The sequence below is a fragment of the Chelativorans composti genome (assembly GCF_039541695.1).
Lineage (GTDB): Bacteria > Pseudomonadota > Alphaproteobacteria > Rhizobiales > Rhizobiaceae > Chelativorans > Chelativorans composti.
Map to the genome: position 1 here is coordinate 63,191 of NZ_BAABGS010000021.1, position 18,791 is coordinate 81,981.

The 18,791-nt window shown below is 62.9% G+C and carries 19 protein-coding genes; 12 read left to right on the forward strand and 7 right to left on the reverse strand.

What is annotated here, in order from left to right:
• Positions 1 to 175: 175 nt before the first annotated feature.
• Positions 176 to 1,243, reverse strand: coding sequence for a class I SAM-dependent methyltransferase (locus ABD906_RS08765; RefSeq protein ID WP_345099133.1), 1,068 nt, complete (start codon positions 1,241 to 1,243; stop codon positions 176 to 178).
• Positions 1,244 to 1,265: 22 nt separating this feature from the next.
• The gene (lgt, locus tag ABD906_RS08770) at positions 1,266 to 2,123 is read right to left on the reverse strand and encodes a prolipoprotein diacylglyceryl transferase (RefSeq protein WP_345099134.1); all 858 of its coding nucleotides are present in this window, start codon (positions 2,121 to 2,123) and stop codon (positions 1,266 to 1,268) included.
• A gap of 197 nt (positions 2,124 to 2,320) precedes the next feature.
• On the opposite strand from lgt, the gene ABD906_RS08775 reads away from it, so the two are divergent.
• The 8 genes from ABD906_RS08775 to ABD906_RS08810 all read left to right on the forward strand — a co-directional run bounded on the left by ABD906_RS08775 (position 2,321) and on the right by ABD906_RS08810 (position 10,115).
• Positions 2,321 to 2,602 (forward strand): accessory factor UbiK family protein, encoded by a 282-nt coding sequence (locus ABD906_RS08775; RefSeq protein WP_165278634.1) that lies wholly within the window; start codon positions 2,321 to 2,323, stop codon positions 2,600 to 2,602.
• Between the two features lie 331 nt (positions 2,603 to 2,933).
• Complete coding sequence (locus tag ABD906_RS08780) at positions 2,934 to 3,434, forward strand: type III secretion system chaperone family protein (protein WP_345099135.1); 501 nt, start codon at positions 2,934 to 2,936, stop codon at positions 3,432 to 3,434.
• A gap of 327 nt (positions 3,435 to 3,761) precedes the next feature.
• Complete coding sequence (locus ABD906_RS08785; protein WP_345099136.1) at positions 3,762 to 4,115, forward strand: tRNA-binding protein; 354 nt, start codon at positions 3,762 to 3,764, stop codon at positions 4,113 to 4,115.
• Between the two features lie 488 nt (positions 4,116 to 4,603).
• The gene (locus ABD906_RS08790) at positions 4,604 to 4,855 is read left to right on the forward strand and encodes a GlsB/YeaQ/YmgE family stress response membrane protein (protein WP_345099137.1); all 252 of its coding nucleotides are present in this window, start codon (positions 4,604 to 4,606) and stop codon (positions 4,853 to 4,855) included.
• A gap of 261 nt (positions 4,856 to 5,116) precedes the next feature.
• Positions 5,117 to 5,638 (forward strand): SixA phosphatase family protein, encoded by a 522-nt coding sequence (locus tag ABD906_RS08795; RefSeq protein WP_345099138.1) that lies wholly within the window; start codon positions 5,117 to 5,119, stop codon positions 5,636 to 5,638.
• A 26-nt stretch (positions 5,639 to 5,664) separates the two neighbouring features.
• Positions 5,665 to 6,210, forward strand: coding sequence for a hypothetical protein (locus ABD906_RS08800; protein ID WP_345099139.1), 546 nt, complete (start codon positions 5,665 to 5,667; stop codon positions 6,208 to 6,210).
• Positions 6,211 to 6,298: 88 nt separating this feature from the next.
• Positions 6,299 to 9,229, forward strand: a complete 2,931-nt coding sequence (uvrB, locus tag ABD906_RS08805; protein WP_345099140.1) for an excinuclease ABC subunit UvrB — start codon at positions 6,299 to 6,301, stop codon at positions 9,227 to 9,229.
• A 352-nt stretch (positions 9,230 to 9,581) separates the two neighbouring features.
• On the forward strand, positions 9,582 to 10,115 hold the full coding sequence (locus tag ABD906_RS08810; RefSeq protein ID WP_345099141.1) for a cytochrome b: 534 nt from the start codon (positions 9,582 to 9,584) through the stop codon (positions 10,113 to 10,115).
• Positions 10,116 to 10,286: 171 nt separating this feature from the next.
• Here ABD906_RS08810 and ABD906_RS08815 read toward each other — a convergent pair whose 3' ends face one another.
• Together ABD906_RS08815 and ABD906_RS08820 are read right to left on the reverse strand one after the other, a co-directional pair.
• On the reverse strand, positions 10,287 to 11,273 hold the full coding sequence (locus ABD906_RS08815) for a hypothetical protein (protein ID WP_345099142.1): 987 nt from the start codon (positions 11,271 to 11,273) through the stop codon (positions 10,287 to 10,289).
• Between the two features lie 167 nt (positions 11,274 to 11,440).
• Positions 11,441 to 11,656, reverse strand: coding sequence for a hypothetical protein (locus ABD906_RS08820; RefSeq protein ID WP_165278626.1), 216 nt, complete (start codon positions 11,654 to 11,656; stop codon positions 11,441 to 11,443).
• A 331-nt stretch (positions 11,657 to 11,987) separates the two neighbouring features.
• Here ABD906_RS08820 and ABD906_RS08825 point away from each other — a divergent pair, with 331 nt between their 5' ends.
• From ABD906_RS08825 to ABD906_RS08840, 4 genes are all read left to right on the forward strand, one after another.
• Positions 11,988 to 13,208, forward strand: coding sequence for an NAD-dependent epimerase/dehydratase family protein (locus ABD906_RS08825; RefSeq protein WP_345099143.1), 1,221 nt, complete (start codon positions 11,988 to 11,990; stop codon positions 13,206 to 13,208).
• Between the two features lie 31 nt (positions 13,209 to 13,239).
• The gene (locus tag ABD906_RS08830; RefSeq protein WP_345099144.1) at positions 13,240 to 14,043 is read left to right on the forward strand and encodes a glycosyltransferase; all 804 of its coding nucleotides are present in this window, start codon (positions 13,240 to 13,242) and stop codon (positions 14,041 to 14,043) included.
• Positions 14,040 to 14,942, forward strand: a complete 903-nt coding sequence (locus tag ABD906_RS08835) for an NAD-dependent epimerase/dehydratase family protein (protein ID WP_345099145.1) — start codon at positions 14,040 to 14,042, stop codon at positions 14,940 to 14,942. The genes ABD906_RS08830 and ABD906_RS08835 overlap by 4 nt, the downstream gene beginning before the upstream one ends.
• Before the next feature lie 79 nt (positions 14,943 to 15,021).
• Complete coding sequence (locus tag ABD906_RS08840) at positions 15,022 to 15,408, forward strand: hotdog domain-containing protein (protein WP_165278622.1); 387 nt, start codon at positions 15,022 to 15,024, stop codon at positions 15,406 to 15,408.
• A 173-nt stretch (positions 15,409 to 15,581) separates the two neighbouring features.
• Here ABD906_RS08840 and ABD906_RS08845 read toward each other — a convergent pair whose 3' ends face one another.
• The 3 genes from ABD906_RS08845 to ABD906_RS08855 all read right to left on the reverse strand — a co-directional run bounded on the left by ABD906_RS08845 (position 15,582) and on the right by ABD906_RS08855 (position 18,790).
• Complete coding sequence (locus ABD906_RS08845) at positions 15,582 to 16,889, reverse strand: CNNM domain-containing protein (RefSeq protein ID WP_165278621.1); 1,308 nt, start codon at positions 16,887 to 16,889, stop codon at positions 15,582 to 15,584.
• 87 nt (positions 16,890 to 16,976) lie between these two features.
• Positions 16,977 to 17,696, reverse strand: coding sequence for an extensin-like domain-containing protein (locus ABD906_RS08850; protein ID WP_345099239.1), 720 nt, complete (start codon positions 17,694 to 17,696; stop codon positions 16,977 to 16,979).
• 203 nt (positions 17,697 to 17,899) lie between these two features.
• The gene (locus ABD906_RS08855) at positions 17,900 to 18,790 is read right to left on the reverse strand and encodes an EamA family transporter (RefSeq protein ID WP_165278620.1); all 891 of its coding nucleotides are present in this window, start codon (positions 18,788 to 18,790) and stop codon (positions 17,900 to 17,902) included.
• Position 18,791 lies beyond the last annotated feature (1 nt).

The window sequence follows — 18,791 nt, forward strand, 5'->3', positions numbered from 1 at the left end:
CCCCATACAAATGGTTTTGCAGAAGTGTTTCGTTGTGCGGTTGACCTTCTTGCCATAAAATCATTGCGCGCGGAATCGTCTGGCGCGAAAACTTCGTTGATGGATCGTGACAGGATATGCAGTAGCCGTCAGGATCTGCGAAGCGGCTCGCTGTTCCGGCATGTGGTCGGATGGATCAGAACGGGTTGTTGGTCACCATCAGCACCTTGAACAGGGTGCCCATCTGGTCCGGCCCGGCGAGGCGTTCGACCGCGTCGCGGATCGATTCCTGCACGGTTTTGCTCTTGCCTGCGCCAAGCCGCCCGGCGCGCTCGAGCAATCCGAGCCCGAGCAGGAAATCGCCCTGCGTTGTGAGCGCCGTTGCGAGGCCATGCCTGCGGGCGACGCGGGCAAGCGCCTCGAAGTCCACATGGGACGTGACGTCGGCCTCGCCCGGGTGCGCCAGCACGTCGTCATAGGCATGTCGGCGGACCGCCTGCAGGGTGTCGCCCACGCCGCTGCGCTCGTAACCGTAATCGATGAACAGACCGGCGCCTCCCTGGCGGCCGAGCCGCTCGGCGATCACGTCCATCAGCGCCTCCCGCGCCGGTGAAATCTCCATGACGGAGCCTTCCGGGGTCCCGGTTACGCCGGGTGGAAGCGCATTGGCGTCGAGCCCGGCCGCACCGGCGAAGAATGCGAGCTCTCCCTGTTCGTCGAGGCCCACGACCCGCTCGCGCCAGCCATTCGCCGTCTTCACGAACTGCCGCATCGGCAGCGCATCGAACAGTTCATTGCCGACGATGAACAGAGGCCCCAATGGCAGGGCCCCAAACCGGTCGTACCATTCGAGGGAAATGGTGCGGGCGGCTTCCGCCAGCGTCCGCTTCTGCACCTCGATCAGCCGGCTGCTTGCTTCCACCAGCGCGAAACGGGCCTCACGCGCGAAAGCGGGGTCGAGGCGGCTCACGGTGCGCAGGAGATCCTTCATCAACGTGCCGCGGCCGGGACCGATCTCGGCGATGATGGGATTGCGCGGCGATCCGGCAGACTTCCACCGGGAATAGATCCACACGCCGATCAGCTCGCCGAACATCTGGCTGATTTCCGGCGCGGTGATGAAGTCGCCTTCCGTCCCGAACGGCTCCCGCGTCGTGTAGTAGCCAAACTCGGGGTCGAGCAGGCAGTGCGCCATGTACTCGGCCACGCTGATGGGCCCTGTAGCCTCGATCAGCCGCTTGAGCTTTTCCTTCAGTTTCGTCACGCCTCACCTGCTCCCAGCGGGTTCAGTGCTGCTCTGCTGCCGCAGGCTCAGGCCGCGGGGCGCTGAGCATCGCCCACAGGCCGATGAGCACCATTGGCAGGCTCAGCACCATGCCCATCGTCAGCCAGCCGCCGGCGAGATACCCGATGTGTGCATCCGGCTCGCGGAAGAACTCGACGAAGATGCGCGCCAGCCCGTAGCCGAACACGAAGGCGCCGCCGACGAACCGCGGGCGCTTCAACATGTGGAAGCGGTGCGTGAGCACCCGCAGCGCGAGGAACAGCGCCAGCCCTTCCAGCGAGGCTTCGTAGAGCTGGCTGGGATGGCGGGGCAGGGGACCTCCATCCGGGAACACGATGCCCCACGGCATGTCGGTGGGCCTTCCCCACAACTCGGAATTGATGAAATTGGCGATGCGCACGAGGCCAAGTCCGACCGGTGCGGTGGCCGCTACCACGTCGATCATGCTCCAGGGATTGATCTTCCTGCGGCGAGCAAACAGCACCATCGCCAGAATTGTTCCGATGAGACCGCCGTGGAAGGACATGCCGCCATTCCACACCTCGATCAGCGAAACCGGATTGGCGAGGAACCTTTGCAGGTCGTAGAACAGCACATAGCCGATCCTTCCGCCCACGATCACGCCGATCGCGGCCCACACCACGAAGTCGTCAAGGTCGATGGGCTTCATGGGCGGTGCGTTGTTGGCCCACAAGGCCGGCGTGTTCACCATCCGCTTGGCATACCACCAGGCGAACAAGATGCCGACGATGTATCCCAGCCCGTACCACCGGATGCCGAGCGGTCCGATCTGAACGATGACGGGATCGATGTTGGGAAACGGCAATGCCGCCAGGTGTAGCAGGAGGTAGTCGCTCAAGTCGGTGGCTCCGGTTTCCGTGTGCAGGAAGCTTATGGCCTTCCTTCAGCCTATGATCAACCCGCCGCACGCGGTCAAGGCGCCGGGCCTCCCGGCCGGTAACGTCTGGTAAAGCCTGAGTGGTTGCAGCCGTCTGGCGGCCTTGCATTCAATGCTTTTCGGCCCTACTTGCACGTCAGGATCAGGAGAAAACCACCATGACTAACGGCCCCAATCGTATCCTCGATGAATTCGCGAAATTGGTGACGGACGCGGCGGGCGCCGCCCAGGGCGTGCGCCAGGAATTTGAAGCGGTCTTCCGCAGTCAGATCGAGCGCCTTCTCAACTCGATGGACCTCGTGAAGAGGGAAGAGTTCGATGCCGTGCGCGACATGGCCGTCAAGGCGCGTGAAGAAAACGCGATTCTCGCTGCCCGCGTGACGGCTCTGGAAGAAAAGCTCGCCCAGATTGCTCCGAAGAGCGAAAATTCAGAAGTCTGAGGAAAAATTTTCGTTATCCCGCGCGCCTGTGAACAGTCCTGAAAAAGCGTTCTGCGAGAGTCGCTTAGGGTTCCTCTGAAGTCCCGTTACGGTAGCCAATATCCACATACATAACCCTCCATAAGCAAAAAAGGGGCTGTTCACGGACTCTCGCTTCAATACACTGAAAACACTGCATGATTCGATATGCGTCGGGTTGGGGCGGAGCCCGTTTGTATTGTGTCTCCTCTCGCTCCGCTTCGTGCACAGAGTTTGTGTCGTGAGTTGAAGCTGCCGGTCATAAGGCGGGGCGTGCCTGCGTGCGCTCCGGCAAAACGGGATAACGAATTATATGAGCCTTGTTGAATTTGACATCGCCAGAGATGCCCACCCAGTGGACATTATCGAGCATGTGGCAAGCACAAACGACTGGAGCTTTGAGCGCAACGGGGAAGACGAAATCTCGATTTCCGTCGCGGGCACGTGGACGGATTACCAGGTTTCGTTCTCTTGGATGGAGGAGTTCGAGGCGCTCCACATAGCCTGTGCGTTTGAGCTCAAGGTTCCGGCGGGCCGTCAGCTTGAGGTCATGCGCCTCATTTCCCTGGTGAATGAGCAGATGCTCTTCGGCCATTTCGACCACTGGGAGCGCGAAGGCGTGATCATGTTCCGCCAGGCGCTCATGCTGCCGGGCGGGCTGGAGCCGACGGGGCATCAGGTGGAAGTGATGCTCAAGAGCGCCCTGGAGGCTTGCGAGGCCTACTATCAGGCGTTCCAGTACGTGACCTGGTCCGACACGACGGCCCAGGAGGCGCTGAAGAGCGTCCTTTTCGAGGTTTCCGGAACCGCCTGAGCCCGGCATCGCCCTTCACGCAATCGGCTCGGGGTGAGGGGCGGAAACAGATTGGCACGGCGGAGGGGTGCACACCGGGCCAAAGAGGTTTCCTGTAGCAATCATCTCGTCCCCACGGCCTGCCTCGGGCAGTCCACCGTCTTGGCGTGGCTGGGACGTTTGTCCTCGGCCCTTCTTTCCGCCGTGGTCACGTTGGAGCAGGGTAGGGAGATGGCTGATGCCAATCTACGGCGCTGCTGAAGCGGTGGCCTGTTCATTTCGGCGGTTTGGCAGGCGGGGCCGGATTGCGCTACAAGGCTCCAACGATTGCAATAACACGGGGGAACCATGAGCGAGACACTTGCGCCGCAGATCGTCTTCGACGACTTTCTGAAGGTGGATATCCGCGCCGGAACGGTAATTCATGCCGAACCTTACCCGGAAGCGCGCAAGCCCGCCATCAAGATGCAGATCGATTTCGGTCCGGAAATCGGCGTCAAGAAATCATCTGCCCAGATTACCGCGTATTATACGCCTGAGCAGCTTATCGGGCGCCAGGTCATGGCCGTGGTGAATTTCCCGCCGCGCCAGATCGGGAAGTTCATCTCCGAAGTTCTTACGCTCGGTTTTGCCGATGAGACCGGCGCCATCGTGCTGGCCAATGTCGACCGGCCGGTGCCGAACGGGGCGCGTCTCTGCTGACTCGGTTTCGGGATAGTCGGAGATCGCTCCCGCCGCTCTGGCGACGGGGGCAGCTTCCGGCAGGCAGATTTCCTTGAAACACTTTGAGAGGCAACAGGCTCTCCCGTTGACGGAGGGGCTTGGTGTCGTTTCCCGGCCTTGGGAAAGGGGATGCTTGCCCTTTTGTTCGACGCCGGACGATCCAGCACGAGGAGAGCCCTTCCGCATTTGGGGCGCAGATGCCGTGAGCGCACCGTCGTAAATCGTTGCCGCGTTGTGGCGGAGGTTTTGGCGGACCTCTCGGGCATTTGATCAGGCCGCCTTTTCTCGCCTGATCCTGAAAAATCTTTCCCGATGCTCCGCCCGATTGAAACCAATCGGCCGCCTGCGCGTTAAAATCGCCGGAAAAGCAAGTGTTTAGGGAAGGACGAAATTCCTCGTTATTTGGCTTGCTAAATATTTCCGTTGTGTCTGAATGGACAGGTTTCAGCAGGAGGGAGTGAAATCACATGGACGACGCAGGTATTGGCTGGATTGCCGCCATCATTATTGGCGGACTGGCAGGTTGGATTGCATCCAATTTCATGAAGAGCGATACCGGAATCTTCATGAATATTGTTCTCGGTATTGTTGGAGCTGCGGTCGCCAGCTTTCTCTTCGGGTTGCTGGGCGTTTCGTTCGGCGGCTGGCTCGGCTATCTGATTGCCGGCTTCATAGGTGCGTGCATCCTGATCGGTGCTGCGCGCGCCATACGGGGCTGATCGACCGCAACCGTTCCGCCCCCGGCATGATCTGTCGGGGGCTTTTTCTTGTCGGAAATTCCCGCAGGAGGGGGAGGCTCCCGCTTTTCCATTCCCGCCCGCCGTCTCCCGCGCGATCCCGTTTGGACCGGTATTGTGGCGGGTTTGCCGGCGGCGTTGTCAGCAGTTGCAGACTTACGTTTAAGCAAGCATTGTGGTAGCGAACTTCAGATGATCGGCGTCGGCGGGTCATCGGACCGGCTGACGATTGGAGTGCCAGACGTGCGCGAACTATTGTTGTTGCGCCATGCCGAGGCTTTGAACGAGAGTCCCACCGGGGACGACATCGGACGTCCGCTTTCCGCGCGCGGGCACGACATCGCGCTGCGTCTTGGTCAGGCTCTCGCGGGCAGGGGGTGGATACCGCAGCAGGCACTCGTGTCCTCGTCGGTACGTACGCGCCAGACCTGGGCAGGAGTGTCCCAGGGCGTCGGGGATCGTGCCCCGCAGGCGGTGTTCGCCGACCGCCTCTATGATGCAACCGCGGGCCGCATTCTCGATCTCATCCGTACCATCTCCGACGATGTGAGCTCCCTGGCGGTCGTCGGACACAATCCCTCGATGCACGAGCTGGCACTGCGGCTCTGTGGCGATGACTCGGAGCCGGAGGCGGTCCGGCGACTTCGCTTGCCGTTTCCGGCTGCGGGGCTGGCCCGGTTTGAATTTGACGGTCCCTGGGAACACCTTAACCCTTACGCGGCACGGCTCACTCACTTCCTGCATCCGCAGGACATTCCGGATTAGATCGCAACCTAGGCGGGACATGTGTCATGACGACGATCCGAACAAGCCTCGATCTTCTGAAACGTTTGTCGGTTGCTTTCCTCATCGTTGCCGTGGCCTCCACCGCCCATGCTGCCCGCTGGGAACTGGAAAATGGAATGGCGATCACGCCGCCCGCGGTCACGAGCAGCAATATCCTTCAGCTCGAGATCGGCTGCGGCGATCCCTATCACATTGCCGTTTTTGCGGAGCATGGGCCGGTGCTGACGAAGGACGGCAGGGGAGAGCCTGACTATTTCTACGAGCGCGGCCGCATCCTGGCCGTGATCGACGGCTCGGAATTTCCGCTTGTGGCTGCCGGCTCCGGCGACGCGGTGATCCTCCTTTCGGAGGGCCCGGCCGAGGACAACTATCTGGCCGATATCGACGAGGAGTTCATTGAGGCCCTGCTCAACGGCTCGGAGCTTTTGCTGCGCTTCGATCTCCTGCCGGAAAACGCTGCCGATGACTCGCCCTACGAGACCTACGCGCTGTTCGCCCTGGCTGGCGGCAGGGAACTGATCGAAGAGGCGCTGAAGGAGTGTCGGCACTGACACCCTGCTGTCAGCAGGATTGGCCGAGGCTGGGGGTGGGCTCCCTCAGCCCCTTTCCATTTCCGTGTTAAGTCCCCATATTCCGCGCATGGCTAAATCATCCTCTCCCAAGAAAGTCTCCGGCTTCGCGGAACAACCGCAACCGCCGCTCTCGGGCATTACGTTGTCCGGATCCATCTCCGACTGGGCGGAAGAGATAACGCGTGCGGCGGAAGAGCCTGTTGCCCCCCCCGCACGGGAGAGGAAATCCGCGTCGGGACAGTCTGCCTCCTCAAAGGCGTCGTCCCCGAAGTCTGCCGCGAAATCGGTAAAGAAGGCGCTTGAGCGCTCGACGGCGCCGGGCCGCACGGCCCGCGGCACCTCCATGGGGGGCGCCGCCACGGCGCGGGAGCGCGCGGCCGCCGGCCTCAACCCCGTGCCCGGCCTTGACATATCTCTGGAAGAAGCGGAGTCGCTCACCCCGGGCAGCGGCGTAACCGCCACCGTGGCGGCGCTAACCCGTCTGATCGAAGGGGGAGACCCGAACCTCAGGGCCAACTGGAAGCCGCACCGGCCTGCCCGTCCGCCGAAGACGGAGGGCGGCATTCCCTTCCGCATGGTCACCGACTACAAGCCCGCCGGCGACCAGCCGCAGGCCATTCAGGATCTGGTGGAAGGTCTGAAGAGCAATGAACGCACCCAGGTACTTCTGGGCGTTACCGGTTCCGGCAAGACCTTCACCATGGCGAAGGTGATCGAGGCGACGCAGCGCCCGGCGATCATCCTCGCGCACAACAAGACGCTTGCGGCTCAGCTCTACGGCGAGTTCAAGTCCTTCTTCCCGAACAACGCGGTCGAGTACTTCGTCTCCTACTACGATTACTACCAGCCGGAGGCCTACGTCCCGCGCACGGATACCTATATCGAGAAGGAATCCTCGATCAACGAGCAGATCGACCGCATGCGCCACGCGGCCACTCGCGCGCTGCTGGAGCGCGATGACGTGATCATCGTCGCCTCGGTCTCCTGCATCTACGGTATCGGCTCGGTGGAAACCTACACCGCCATGACCTTCCAGATGGAGGTGGGTGATCGTCTGGACCAGCGCCAGCTTCTGGCCGACCTCGTGGAGCAGCAGTACAAGCGCCGCGATGCCGACTTCACCCGCGGCTCCTTCCGTGTGCGCGGCGACACGATCGAGATCTTCCCGGCTCACTTGGAGGACCGCGCCTGGCGCATCTCGCTGTTCGGCGACGAGATCGAGGCCATCACCGAGTTTGACCCGCTCACGGGCAAGAAGACCGGCGACCTGAAGTCGGTCAAGATCTACGCGAACTCGCACTATGTGACGCCGCGGCCGACCCTCAACCAGGCGATCAAGAGTATCAAGGAGGAGCTGAAGCAGCGCCTCGACGAGCTTACCCGCGCTGGTCGTTTGCTGGAGGCGCAGCGCCTGGAGCAGCGCACGCGCTTCGACCTCGAGATGCTGGAAGCGACCGGCTCATGCCCCGGCATCGAGAACTATTCGCGCTACCTGACCGGCCGCAAGCCGGGCGAGCCGCCGCCCACCCTCTTTGAATATGTGCCGGACAACGCCATCGTCTTCATCGACGAGAGCCACGTCACCATCCCGCAGATCGGCGGCATGTACCGCGGCGACTTCCGCCGCAAGGCGACACTGGCCGAGTACGGCTTCCGCCTGCCGTCCTGCATGGACAACCGCCCTCTGCGCTTCGAGGAATGGGACGCCATGCGCCCGCAGACCATCTGCGTGTCGGCGACCCCCGGCGCCTGGGAGATGGAGCAGTCCGGCGGCGTGTTCGCCGAGCAGGTCATTCGCCCGACCGGCCTCATCGACCCGCCCGTCGAGGTCCGTCCGGCCAAGAGCCAAGTGGACGATGTGCTGGGCGAGATCCGGGAGACCACGCGGCGGGGCTACCGTTCGCTGGTCACGGTGCTCACCAAGCGCATGGCCGAGGACCTCACCGAGTACCTGCACGAACAGGGCGTCAAGGTTCGCTACATGCACTCGGACATCGACACGCTCGAGCGCATCGAGATCATCCGCGACCTGCGTCTCGGCGCCTTCGACTGCCTGGTCGGCATCAACCTGCTGCGTGAGGGCCTCGACATTCCGGAATGCGGCCTGGTCGCCATTCTCGACGCTGACAAGGAAGGCTTCCTGCGTTCCGAGACCTCGCTCATCCAGACCATCGGCCGCGCTGCCCGTAACGTTGATGGTCGCGTAATTCTCTACGCCGATCAGATGACCGGCTCCATGGAGCGCGCCATCGCCGAGACCAACCGCCGCCGCGAGAAGCAGCAGGCATACAACGAGGCGCACGGCATCACGCCGGAGAGCGTGAAGAGAAGCATCGGCGACATTCTGGACTCCGTCTACGAGCGCGACCACGTCCGCGCCGACATCCCGTCGGTCGGTGGCCAGCCCGTCAACAACCTGGTCGGCAACAACCTGCAGGCCCACCTCGAATATCTCGAGAAGGCCATGCGTGATGCCGCCGCGGACCTCAATTTCGAGGAGGCCGCCCGCCTGCGAGACGAGATCAAGCGCCTGCGCGAGCTGGAACTCGCCGTCCTCGACGCCCCCCTCGCGCGCAATGCAGGCGTGGAAAACACCAGGTCCGCCCGCCGCAATGCGGCGAAGGGCAGGGAGGGTGACGCCAGCATGGCTGCGGAAGCCGGGATGGCTGCAAGCCCTAGTACCGCCGCGAAAACCACGACGACCTACTCTGCGCCGGCTGGCACAAGACCAAGTCTTTTCCGCAAGCCCGACCTCGACGAGATGGGCACCTCGGGTGACCATGCAGTCCCTGCGGGACGCGGCTCGCTCTTCCGCAAGAACACGCTGGACGAGATGACCGTCCGCCGCACGGAGAAGCCGCTGGGCAAGCCTCAGCCGGACCAACCGGACGACCCGATCCTGCGTCGCGGCCGCATCGGCATTGGCTCCTACGAGGACCCGGTCGAGGAAAAGGCCCGCCGTCGCCGCCCGAAGAAGACCGGACGTCCTGGGCGCTGAGATCTTCGCGGCCGCGGCTGCGGCGCGTCAGGCCGTATCGGCATTGGCTCACGCGGCGAGCTGGTCGAGGAGAATACCTGCCGCCAAAGAAGGCCGCCGACGTGTTACCGCCCTTATCGGCGGGTATTCTTCGGCGGCGGCGGGCCTTCTCCTCGACCGTCCCTCAGGAACCGAGCCCGATGTTGCAGCGCCCCAGCACGCCACGGTGTTTCAGCGAGAGATCGGAAGCCTTGCCTCTAGGGTTGGCCGGTCTTCGCCGGGAGGAGCGTTGATTAGTTCGCATGTCGCTTCCTTGACTCGATACACGCGATGATTGAAGATTGTCGATGGCAGGTTGTCCGGAGACAGGGCAATGCTCAAGAGCACGGCGGATCATTACGGCTCAGTGGCGGTCACTATTCACTGGCTGACGGCCATTCTGATTGTCATCGTGCTGGGCACTGGCTTCAACGCGGCGGACCGCTTGGACGACGCGGGCAAGGTCCAGCTATTGCGCGTCCACATTCCCGCGGCGGTTTTGGTCCTGCTGCTGACCCTGTTCCGCATCTTTTGGTGGGTGGCGTGGGACCGGAAGCCAGATCCCGTGGCGGGTATTCCACCGTGGCAGGAGGCGACTGCGCGACTCGTCCATGTTCTGCTGTATGCGCTGGTCTTCGTGATGGTCGGGAGCGGCATCGGCATGGTAGCGTTGAGCGGGGCGGGCGAAGTGATCTTCGGCGGAGCCGCGCTGCCGCTGCCCGATTTCCGGCACTTTGCGCCCCGTGCGCCCCACGGCATTGGTGCCAATCTGCTTGTGCTTCTGCTGCTTCTACATGTTGCCGCGGCGCTTTATCACCAGTTCATCCGCCGCGATGGTATGCTCGCCCGCATGTGGTACCGCCGCTGAGCCGGCGGGCTTTCCAGAGTCTTGGGCCCGCCAGCTGAACCCACGGGAACGGCAAGGCCTGGGGCGGCTGCATGGCCATGGCAGCGGACGGTCCGGTTGGCGCCTAAGGGAAGGATCGCACCCGGCGCTCCGTTCACCGCGCCTAAATAGAGGCAAGCTGGAGAGACCGGCTCACGCCCGCCGCAGGTCGGAACTGCCGGCCTCGGGCTGCTGCCGCCCGGCGCCCAGCGCCCGGGCCTTGAGTTCGCGGAACTTTCCGGACAACTGCTCCAGCTTCGCCTCCCATTCGGGATCGGGCGTCTGGCCCTCGATAGTCGTGAAATAGACCTCCATCAGGCAGGTGATGGCGAAGGGCTCCAGCAGCGCCGCCTTGACGCTCCACGCGAAGATCAGCGCGAAGATGAAGCCGCCTGCCGCCCACGCACCCGGCATCAGGTAGACGACGAGGGCCGCCGGTGCCAGCATGATGACGAAGACCACGATGCTGAGACCATACACGATGACGGCGAGCCAGGCGGCATTCTTGAGCAACGTCTTGTAATTCTGGCCGTAGAGCACGAGGGCCGTCCTGGCGGAATCCCACGGATTGGCCGAACGGGTGCGGATCGCATAGGCGAGGATCACCTCGTCGATGAAGCCCACCGCCACTCGCAGGAAACCGTGGATGATGTCGGCGAGCTGCTTGCCGCCGGGAATCGGCAGAATGCCGAGGATCCCCCGCGCCAGTCCGGTGATGGCGCGGATCACGCCCTTCACCAACTGGTCGATTGCGAAGAGCACGTTGGCCTGGACGAACCGCTCCTTCACCACCGCGGTGGCGTGCGCAACCTGCGACTGGCCGGCGGGCAGCGGCTTGCCGTCCAACAGCTCCACCAGCACGGCGATGTGCCCGGCCTTGACCATATACAGGATGTACTCCCGCGCCCAGTAGAGCGCCGCGCTGAACAGCCCGAGCCCGATCAGGCCGCCCCAGACCGAACTCGTCGTCCGGAATTCTTCATCGCCAAACAGCCCGAACGTATAGCCGGCGCCGGCGCCGACGCCGGTTGCAAGCACATACCCCACCGCAATTCCGAAATAGACCGCGATCCTGAGCAGGATAAAGGGTGCTGTTTGCGCCATTAGGCCGAGCGCCCGGCCAATGCTGAAGTCCCACATGGCTCCCCCCCGGAGGTTTTCTTGTCCATCAGAGTAATCCATAAAACAATTGACCGCAAAATAGGCAATGTTTCAGCCAAGGCATGTAAACAGTACGGTGTGCATGTGCCTGGAGGATAAAGAAAAGCCCGGCGGCGACCGGGCTTTGTCATGAAACCGGTATTCTCTTACACGTAACTGTCCAGACCCGCCCTCACCAGGTCGAGGGGAGTGCGTTGCCCTGCCTCCCAGGACCGCATGATATGGGTGGCGATGCGTTCGCGGGCGATCCGGTCGTCGCGGGCGATGCCGAGTTCTCCGCATACGGCTTCGACCACCGCGCGAATGCTGGCCATGTCATTGGCATCGTAAATGCCGGCTTCCTTCAGCTCGGATGCGATCATTTCACGGCCTCCTTCCGAGATGCCGGCGGTAAACACGGTTCTCATCCCGCTACGGCAACCAGAAAAATGCGTTCACATCGGTATGTGCTCGTCTTTTTCAGGCAAAATTATCGTTGATTCGCGGAGATTTCGCGTCAAGCCAAAAAATTAAGGAATGGTTAACGCAATGATCAAATCTTTCCTTTATCGCGTTGCGTAATGTGACGTGATGAACTGCCTTGCCGCGAAAGAATGCGCGCGGCGAAACTTTCCATACTGAACGGCATTGCCTACAAATGGTGACGGAAAAGTCGGGGGGCGGGGAGCCGGCTGTTCACGAAAGGGAGGACACATGAAGATTGCGGTTCTCGGCGGGGATGGTTTCATCGGTTGGCCGACCTCACTGCACCTTTCGGCTCGCGGCCATGAAATCCACATCATCGACAATCTTTCGAGGCGCTGGATCGACACCGAACTCGGCGTTCAGTCCCTGACGCCGATGGATTCCATCCAGGAGCGCACGCGGGTCTGGCATCAGGAGACGGGGCGGCGCATCCATTTCCATCTGCTCAATCTGGCGAGCGAGTACGAACGGCTGAAGGCGTGGCTTGCCGAGCACCGGCCCGACGCGATCATTCATTTTGCCCAGCAGCGCGCCGCGCCTTATTCGATGAAGAGTGACCGGCACAAGAATTACACGGTCAACAACAACGTCAATGCCACCCACAATGTGCTGAACGCCATCGTGGAAGTGGGGCTTGACGCCCATCTCGTTCATCTCGGCACCATGGGCGTTTACGGCTATTCCACCATTGGCGCGGCCATCCCGGAGGGATACCTGAACGTGGGCATCGAGGCCGCGTCGGGTGAGGTGGTACAGCAGGAGATCCTGTATCCGGCCAATCCCGGCTCGATCTACCACATGACCAAGTGTCTGGATCAGCTGCTTTTTCAGTTCTACGCGAAGAACGATGGCGTGCGCATCACCGATCTTCACCAGGGCATCGTCTGGGGAACCCATACGGAAGAGACGCGCTTCCATCCGCAGCTCATCAACCGCTTCGACTACGACGGTGACTACGGCACGGTGTTGAACCGCTTCCTGATCCAGGCGGCGATAGGCTATCCGCTGACAGTCCACGGCACGGGCGGGCAGACGCGCGCCTTCATCCACATCCAGGATTCGGTCCGCTGTATCGAGATTGCGCTCCAGAACCCGCCGAAGCGCGGCGACCGCGTAAAGATCTTTAACCAGATGACCGAAACGCACCGTGTTCGCGATCTCGCCGAGCTGGTCGCGAAGCTGACCGGTGCACGGGTCGCCTACCTGCCAAACCCGCGCAAGGAAGCGCCGGAGAACGACCTCATCGTGCGCAACGATCAGTTCCTCGCGCTCGGTCTCAACCCGATCACACTTCAGGAAGGACTACTGGCCGAAGTGGTCGACGTGGCGCGCAAGTATGCCTATCGTGTCGATCGTTCGCGGATACCCTGCGTGTCGGCCTGGACGAAGGACATCGCCCCGACCATCGAACGTGATCCGGAAGGCAGGCGCCTGAAGAGTGTCGGTTAGGCCTGTCACAGTTCCTGAAGCGGAGCGCCTCTTGCGATACGCCTATGTCACGCTGGTGACCAACGCCGATTACGCCAAGGGCGCGCTGGCGCTGGTCCATTCCTTGAGAAACACGGGCACCGGGGCGGACATCGTCGTGCTGCACACCGGAGGTGTGGAAGGAAATGCGCTCCGTCCCCTCGAGGTCTTGGGTGCGCGCCTGGTGGAAGCGGATCTGCTGCCCACATCCACCGAATTCAACGAACGCCACCAGCGCGAACGCATTCACGCGCTCGCGCCGTTTACCAAGGGCGGCAAGCCGGCCTTTCACACGCCGCTCGACAATTTCGTCAAGCTGCGCCTCTGGACGCTGGTGGAATACGACCGCGTGGTCTTCATCGATGCCGATGCCATCGTCATCCGCAACATCGACCGGCTGTTCACCTATCCCGAGTTTTCCGCCGCGCCGAATGTCTACGAAAGCCTGAAGGACTTCCACCGGCTCAACTCGGGCGTCTTCGTCGCCGCCCCGTCGATGGATACATACGACGCGATGCTGAAGGCGCTCGACGCGCCGGGCGCCTTCTGGCCGCGGACGGACCAGACCTTCCTTCAGACCTACTTCCCTGGCTGGCATGGCCTGCCGGTCTTCTACAACATGCTTCAGTATGTCTGGTTCAACCTGCCGGACCTGTGGGACTGGCGGTCGGTCCATGTTGTCCATTACCAGTATGAGAAGCCCTGGCAGGAGAACCATCCGAAGCGGGAACGGCTCCGGCCCCTCATTGATCTCTGGTTCGCCTGCTATGAGGGCAGGGCCATTCCCGATCCTGATCGGCTTCCCAATCCGTCATGAAAAAGGCAGTTGTCTCCGGTGGAACGGGTTATGTCGGGCGGTTCATCGTCGAGGATCTGCTCGCCGCCGGCTATGACGTGACGGTGCTGAACCGCACGGCCCCGCCGGTGGGCTATTTCTCCGGGGCAGTGGCCTTCGCGCGGCTGCAACTCGGCGATACCCCGGTTTCACCAACGCTCTTCGATGGAGCGTCCTTCTTCGTCCACGCGGCGTTTGACCATGTTCCCGGCAGGTATCGCGGCGGGGAGGGGGATGATCCGGAAGGTTTCCGCCGCCGCAACGCGGCGGGTAGCATTGCGCTCTTCGAGGCGGCAAGAGCAGCGGGTGTCAGTCGCGCTGTTTTCCTGTCGAGCCGCGCCGTCTACGGTCCGCGTCCGCCCGGCGTGCTGCTTGATGAGGATGATATGCCACGGCCCGACACACTCTACGGTTTGGCGAAGCTCGAGGTCGAACAGGCACTTGCCGCGCTGGGTGGGGGCGCTTTTCATGGCGTGACCCTGCGGGTAACCGGGGTCTATGGACCCGCCGGTCCGGGGCGGGAGCACAAATGGGCCTCCCTCTTTGCGGATTATCTCGCCGGACGGCCGCTCCCCCCGCGCGCGGGAACGGAAGTGCACGGCAGCGATGTGGCGTCTGCTTTTCGCCTGGTATTGGAGATGCCCGACCCGCCGCCGCCGGTTCTCAACGTCTCGGACCTTCTGCTGGACTGGCGCGACCTGCTCGCCATCGTGCGCGACCTTTCCGGCAGCTTGCACGAACTGCCGCCCCGCGCGGACGCTTCGGCGGTCAACGCCATGCGGACGGATCGCCTGCGGGCGCTGGGCTGGAAACCGGGGGGTATGGCGCTGCTGCGGTTGACTGTTGCACGGCTTCTCGGATCTTCTATGGGGGTTGGGTAAACGGATTTGCAGCAGCAGGAGGATGTTCCGCGCTCAAACGGAACGTGTCTCCATTGATTGAGAACAGAGGATTTCTTGAATGTCCGAAGCTTTTCCGCAGGGTGAGCTGACCTTGAGAACGCAGGCCATGCCTGGTGACGCCAATGCCGCCGGCGACATTTTCGGTGGCTGGGTGATGTCGCAGATGGATATTGCCAGCGGCATCCGCGCGGCCGAACGCGCCAAGGGGCGCGTCGTGACGGCGGCCGTTCGTGAGATGGCCTTCCGCAAGCCCGTGAAGATTGGCGATACGCTGGCGGTTTACACGCAGATTTCCAGGATCGGCCGCACGTCGATCACCTTGCAGGTGGAAGCCTGGGTGCGCCGTTACCTCACGCATCGGCTTGAACTGGTGACGAGCGCGGAATTCGTGATGGTGGCGCTGGATGAAACAGGTCGCCCGACTCCGGTTCCGCCGGAGGGATAGGACCATCGCCCGCCCATGGGCTTGCGCTGAGGGCCGGGCGACCGTCACCCGGCGGCCGCCCGCGGGGCTCGGGTGAGCCCCGAAGGGCTCTGAGATATTTTTGATCGGAATGGCGGCTTCTGGAGTCGGCATCAATCCCGTGGCCGCCCGGCCCCTTCTGAGGGTGGTGCCGGTCAGCCGGCGGCGGTGGCGGCTGCAGCCCCCTCCCGCCGTGCGATGACCCGGTCGATGCGGCGGCCGTCGAGGTCGACGATTTCGAACTCCCAGCCGAGTGCATTGACGATCGTGCCGGTGCGCGGCAATTCCTGCGTGTAGGACAGCAGGAAGCCTGCCAGCGTGGCGTAGCTGTGGTCGGACGGCAGTGTGATGCCCAGCAGGTCGGCCATTTCGTCGGCGGGCATGAGCCCCGGCAACAGCCACGAGCCGTCGGCGCGCTGGACGACGTCGACATCGTCCTCGTCCTGGTCCGACTTGAAGGCCCCGGCGATGGCCTCGAGAATGTCGGCAGGCGTAATGATACCCTCGAAGGAACCGTATTCGTCGTGGACGAGCGCCACCGGCACTTCCGCCTCGCGCAGGGTCTTCAGCACGTCCAGCGCATCGACGAAATCCAGCACGACGGGGGCCTGCCGCACGTGCTCGCGCAGGTTCAGCGGCTTGCCCGAGAGTTCCGCGGTCAGCAGCTCGCGGGTGTTGATCACGCCCAGCATCTGCTCGATGGTGCCATCGCCCGCGGGCAGACGGGTATGTTCAGTGTTGCGCAGCGTCTCCCGGATCTTCTCCTGATCCGCGTTGATGTCGATCCACTCGACCTCGTTGCGCGGGGTCATGATGGCGCGCGCCTTGCGGTCGGCAAGCCGCATGACGCCGGAAATCATCTGCTTTTCCTCGACTTCGATGGTTCCGGTGCGGGCGGCCTCGGCGATAAGGCTACGAATCTCCTCGTCCGTCACGTTTTGCGAATCGTCCGCGCTCTGGCCGAGCAGCTTCAGGACGAACCGTCCCGAAATGTCGAGCAGCCATACCAGCGGAAGCGCTACCTTCGACAGGCTAAGCATGAAGGGCGCCACGAGAATCGCGATGTCCTCGGCCTTTCGCAGGGCGATCTGCTTCGGAACGAGCTCACCGGCCACGAGCGACACATAGGTGATGATGGCGACCACGATACCGACGCCCAGGGCGTTGGCCATGGTGGCGGACATGCCGATGCTCATCAGCCACTCGCCGAGCCGGACGCCGATGGTGGCGCCCGAGAAGGCACCGGACAGGATGCCGACCAGCGTGATGCCGATCTGCACCGTCGAGAGGAAGCGGCCGGGGTCTTCGGCCAGCTTCAGGGCTCGCGTCGCCCCCTTCTCACCCCGTTCGCTGCGGGAACGCAGCAGGGCGGGACGGGCGGAGACGACCGCCAGCTCGGACATGGCCATGAAGCCGTTGAAAAGGATGAGCAGTACGAGGATCGCAATTTCAATTGCGAGCATGAGGTTTCTCTGGAACAGCCGCGCTCCTGTGCGCCGGCACTACAATTAGAGCATTCGCGTCCGGAACGCTACTACCGGCAGACGCGGTTACCGGCAGGCGCGGTAACCGTTTCGCCGGTTCTTGATGTCGAAATGGAAGTGGTCCGCGTGGTCACGGTTGTAACCCGGTCCGAGGACGGTTGTGAAATAATCGCATCCTTCCGATCGGACCTTGTTGAGCAGGCTGCGCTGGCGGAACGCGAACAGGCCGGGCTTGCGCACGTCGATGGTCTTTCCATTCTTCAGCGTGATGGACATGATGTCGATTGCGTTGCCGGTCGAGTGCTCGGACGCCACCGATGTTCCGTTGATCTTCCTGCAGGAATAGCCCGATCCTTGGCGTATGGTCCGGATACCGGAGAAGTAGCGCCAGCGCGCGGCGGGCGCGAGCTCTCGCTTCGTCCACGTCGCAAAGGCGACGGCCATCTGGCAGTTGAGCGTGACCGCAGGCTTGATCTCGATGCCGCCGGAGAGCGAGATCACCTGGACGGGATGGTCGATGCGGCAGGCACCGCCCTCGTCGATCGGCGGCAGTTCGCGGAATGTCACGCCCAGCCGCTTGAGCTGCTTGCGGCAGTCAACCTCGTCGGCTGGCATGTAGGCGTTCGGCGAAAGCGGAGGCATCGGCGTCATGTAGGCGCGTGAGGTGGCTGCGGGCATGTGCACGGCGGTGCTGACCACCCCGGCATTGCCTAAGCCCACATCCGCCGAGGGGCGCAGCAGATCATCCACCGAGCAGGCGGAAAGTCCGCTCGCAAGCAGCGCCATGGACAGCGCGGCCGCCGCGCGTGCGGATGATTTCCGGTTGCTGAAGGGCTTGTCGCTGTGGGAGGTCCGTTCGGCCACTGGATTGCCTCTGAACGCAGGTACTGATGCTTCGATAATCGTTTGGCCAAAAACTCTAGCGGCCAACGGTAAACGAAAGCTCTGTGCCCGCGTTCAGGAGTGTGGCGGAAAGATGGTCTGCGCCGTCAGGTCGTGGCGGGTTTGCTCCTGAGCGCGGGCAGCACCTCCACCATCAGGATCGCGATGAAGATCAGTCCGCAGCCGAGGAGGCCGATGGGCGGGACGCGGTCGCCGAGGAAGATGGCGCCGAAGATGGCGGCGAACACGGCTTCCGACGAAAGTAGCAGCGCGGCCTGCGGTGCTGTCGTGTGGCGCTGTCCCACGACCTGCAGCGTGAAGGCAATGCCGCCGGAGAAGACGCCGGCGTAGAAAATCTCCAGCATCGCATCGTGCAGGGCCGTGAGATGGATCGGCTCGAAGAACGGAGCGAGCACGAGGGCGATTGCGCCGGTCACTCCGAACTGGGTCACCGCCAGCGTCACCGGCCTGCCGGTGTGGGACGCGCTGCGGGCGATGAAGAACACCTGCAGCGCCCAGATTCCCGCGCACAGGATGGTCAGCCAGTCGCCGGTGGTGAGGCCTTCCACGGTATTCGCTCCGGACAAAAGCCAGATGCCGAGAAGGGCGAGCAGGGCAGCCGGCCACACGATCGGCGCGGGCCACTGCCGGAACAGCAGAACGCCCACGAACGGCACCATCACCACGTAGAGGCCGGTGAGAAAGCCCGAGTTGGTGACCGTGGTGGTGAGCAGGCCGATCTGCTGGGCCGTCATGCCGCAGAACATCAGGAACCCGATCAGCCCGAACATCTGCCAGTCCCTTCGCGTCAGCCGGTGCCGGGCCCGCGCGCTTTCCCTCAGGGCGAACGGCAGAATCAGGATGAAGGCGAGCAGAAACCGCGAGCCGATGAAGGTGAGCGGTCCGATCGCGTTCATCGCGCTGGATTGCGCGACGAACCCCATGCCCCACAGGGCGCCGGCCAGGAGAAGCATCAAGTTTGCTTGATAACGCGGCATG

What these genes read in the sequence shown, in the direction of transcription:
- ABD906_RS08810 (WP_345099141.1), top strand. Translation starts at nt 9,582, where the DNA reads ATGCTCAAGAGCACGGCGGATCATTACGGCTCAGTGGCGGTCACTATT.
- ABD906_RS08855 (WP_165278620.1), bottom strand. Translation starts at nt 18,790, where the DNA reads ATGCCGCGTTATCAAGCAAACTTGATGCTTCTCCTGGCCGGCGCCCTG.
- ABD906_RS08815 (WP_345099142.1), bottom strand. Translation starts at nt 11,273, where the DNA reads ATGTGGGACTTCAGCATTGGCCGGGCGCTCGGCCTAATGGCGCAAACA.
- ABD906_RS08800 (WP_345099139.1), top strand. Translation starts at nt 5,665, where the DNA reads ATGACGACGATCCGAACAAGCCTCGATCTTCTGAAACGTTTGTCGGTT.
- ABD906_RS08850 (WP_345099239.1), bottom strand. Translation starts at nt 17,696, where the DNA reads ATGGCGCTGCTTGCGAGCGGACTTTCCGCCTGCTCGGTGGATGATCTG.
- ABD906_RS08835 (WP_345099145.1), top strand. Translation starts at nt 14,040, where the DNA reads ATGAAAAAGGCAGTTGTCTCCGGTGGAACGGGTTATGTCGGGCGGTTC.
- ABD906_RS08775 (WP_165278634.1), top strand. Translation starts at nt 2,321, where the DNA reads ATGACTAACGGCCCCAATCGTATCCTCGATGAATTCGCGAAATTGGTG.
- ABD906_RS08790 (WP_345099137.1), top strand. Translation starts at nt 4,604, where the DNA reads ATGGACGACGCAGGTATTGGCTGGATTGCCGCCATCATTATTGGCGGA.
- ABD906_RS08840 (WP_165278622.1), top strand. Translation starts at nt 15,022, where the DNA reads ATGTCCGAAGCTTTTCCGCAGGGTGAGCTGACCTTGAGAACGCAGGCC.
- ABD906_RS08785 (WP_345099136.1), top strand. Translation starts at nt 3,762, where the DNA reads ATGAGCGAGACACTTGCGCCGCAGATCGTCTTCGACGACTTTCTGAAG.
- ABD906_RS08820 (WP_165278626.1), bottom strand. Translation starts at nt 11,656, where the DNA reads ATGATCGCATCCGAGCTGAAGGAAGCCGGCATTTACGATGCCAATGAC.
- ABD906_RS08780 (WP_345099135.1), top strand. Translation starts at nt 2,934, where the DNA reads ATGAGCCTTGTTGAATTTGACATCGCCAGAGATGCCCACCCAGTGGAC.
- uvrB (WP_345099140.1), top strand. Translation starts at nt 6,299, where the DNA reads ATGGCTAAATCATCCTCTCCCAAGAAAGTCTCCGGCTTCGCGGAACAA.
- ABD906_RS08845 (WP_165278621.1), bottom strand. Translation starts at nt 16,889, where the DNA reads ATGCTCGCAATTGAAATTGCGATCCTCGTACTGCTCATCCTTTTCAAC.
- ABD906_RS08825 (WP_345099143.1), top strand. Translation starts at nt 11,988, where the DNA reads ATGAAGATTGCGGTTCTCGGCGGGGATGGTTTCATCGGTTGGCCGACC.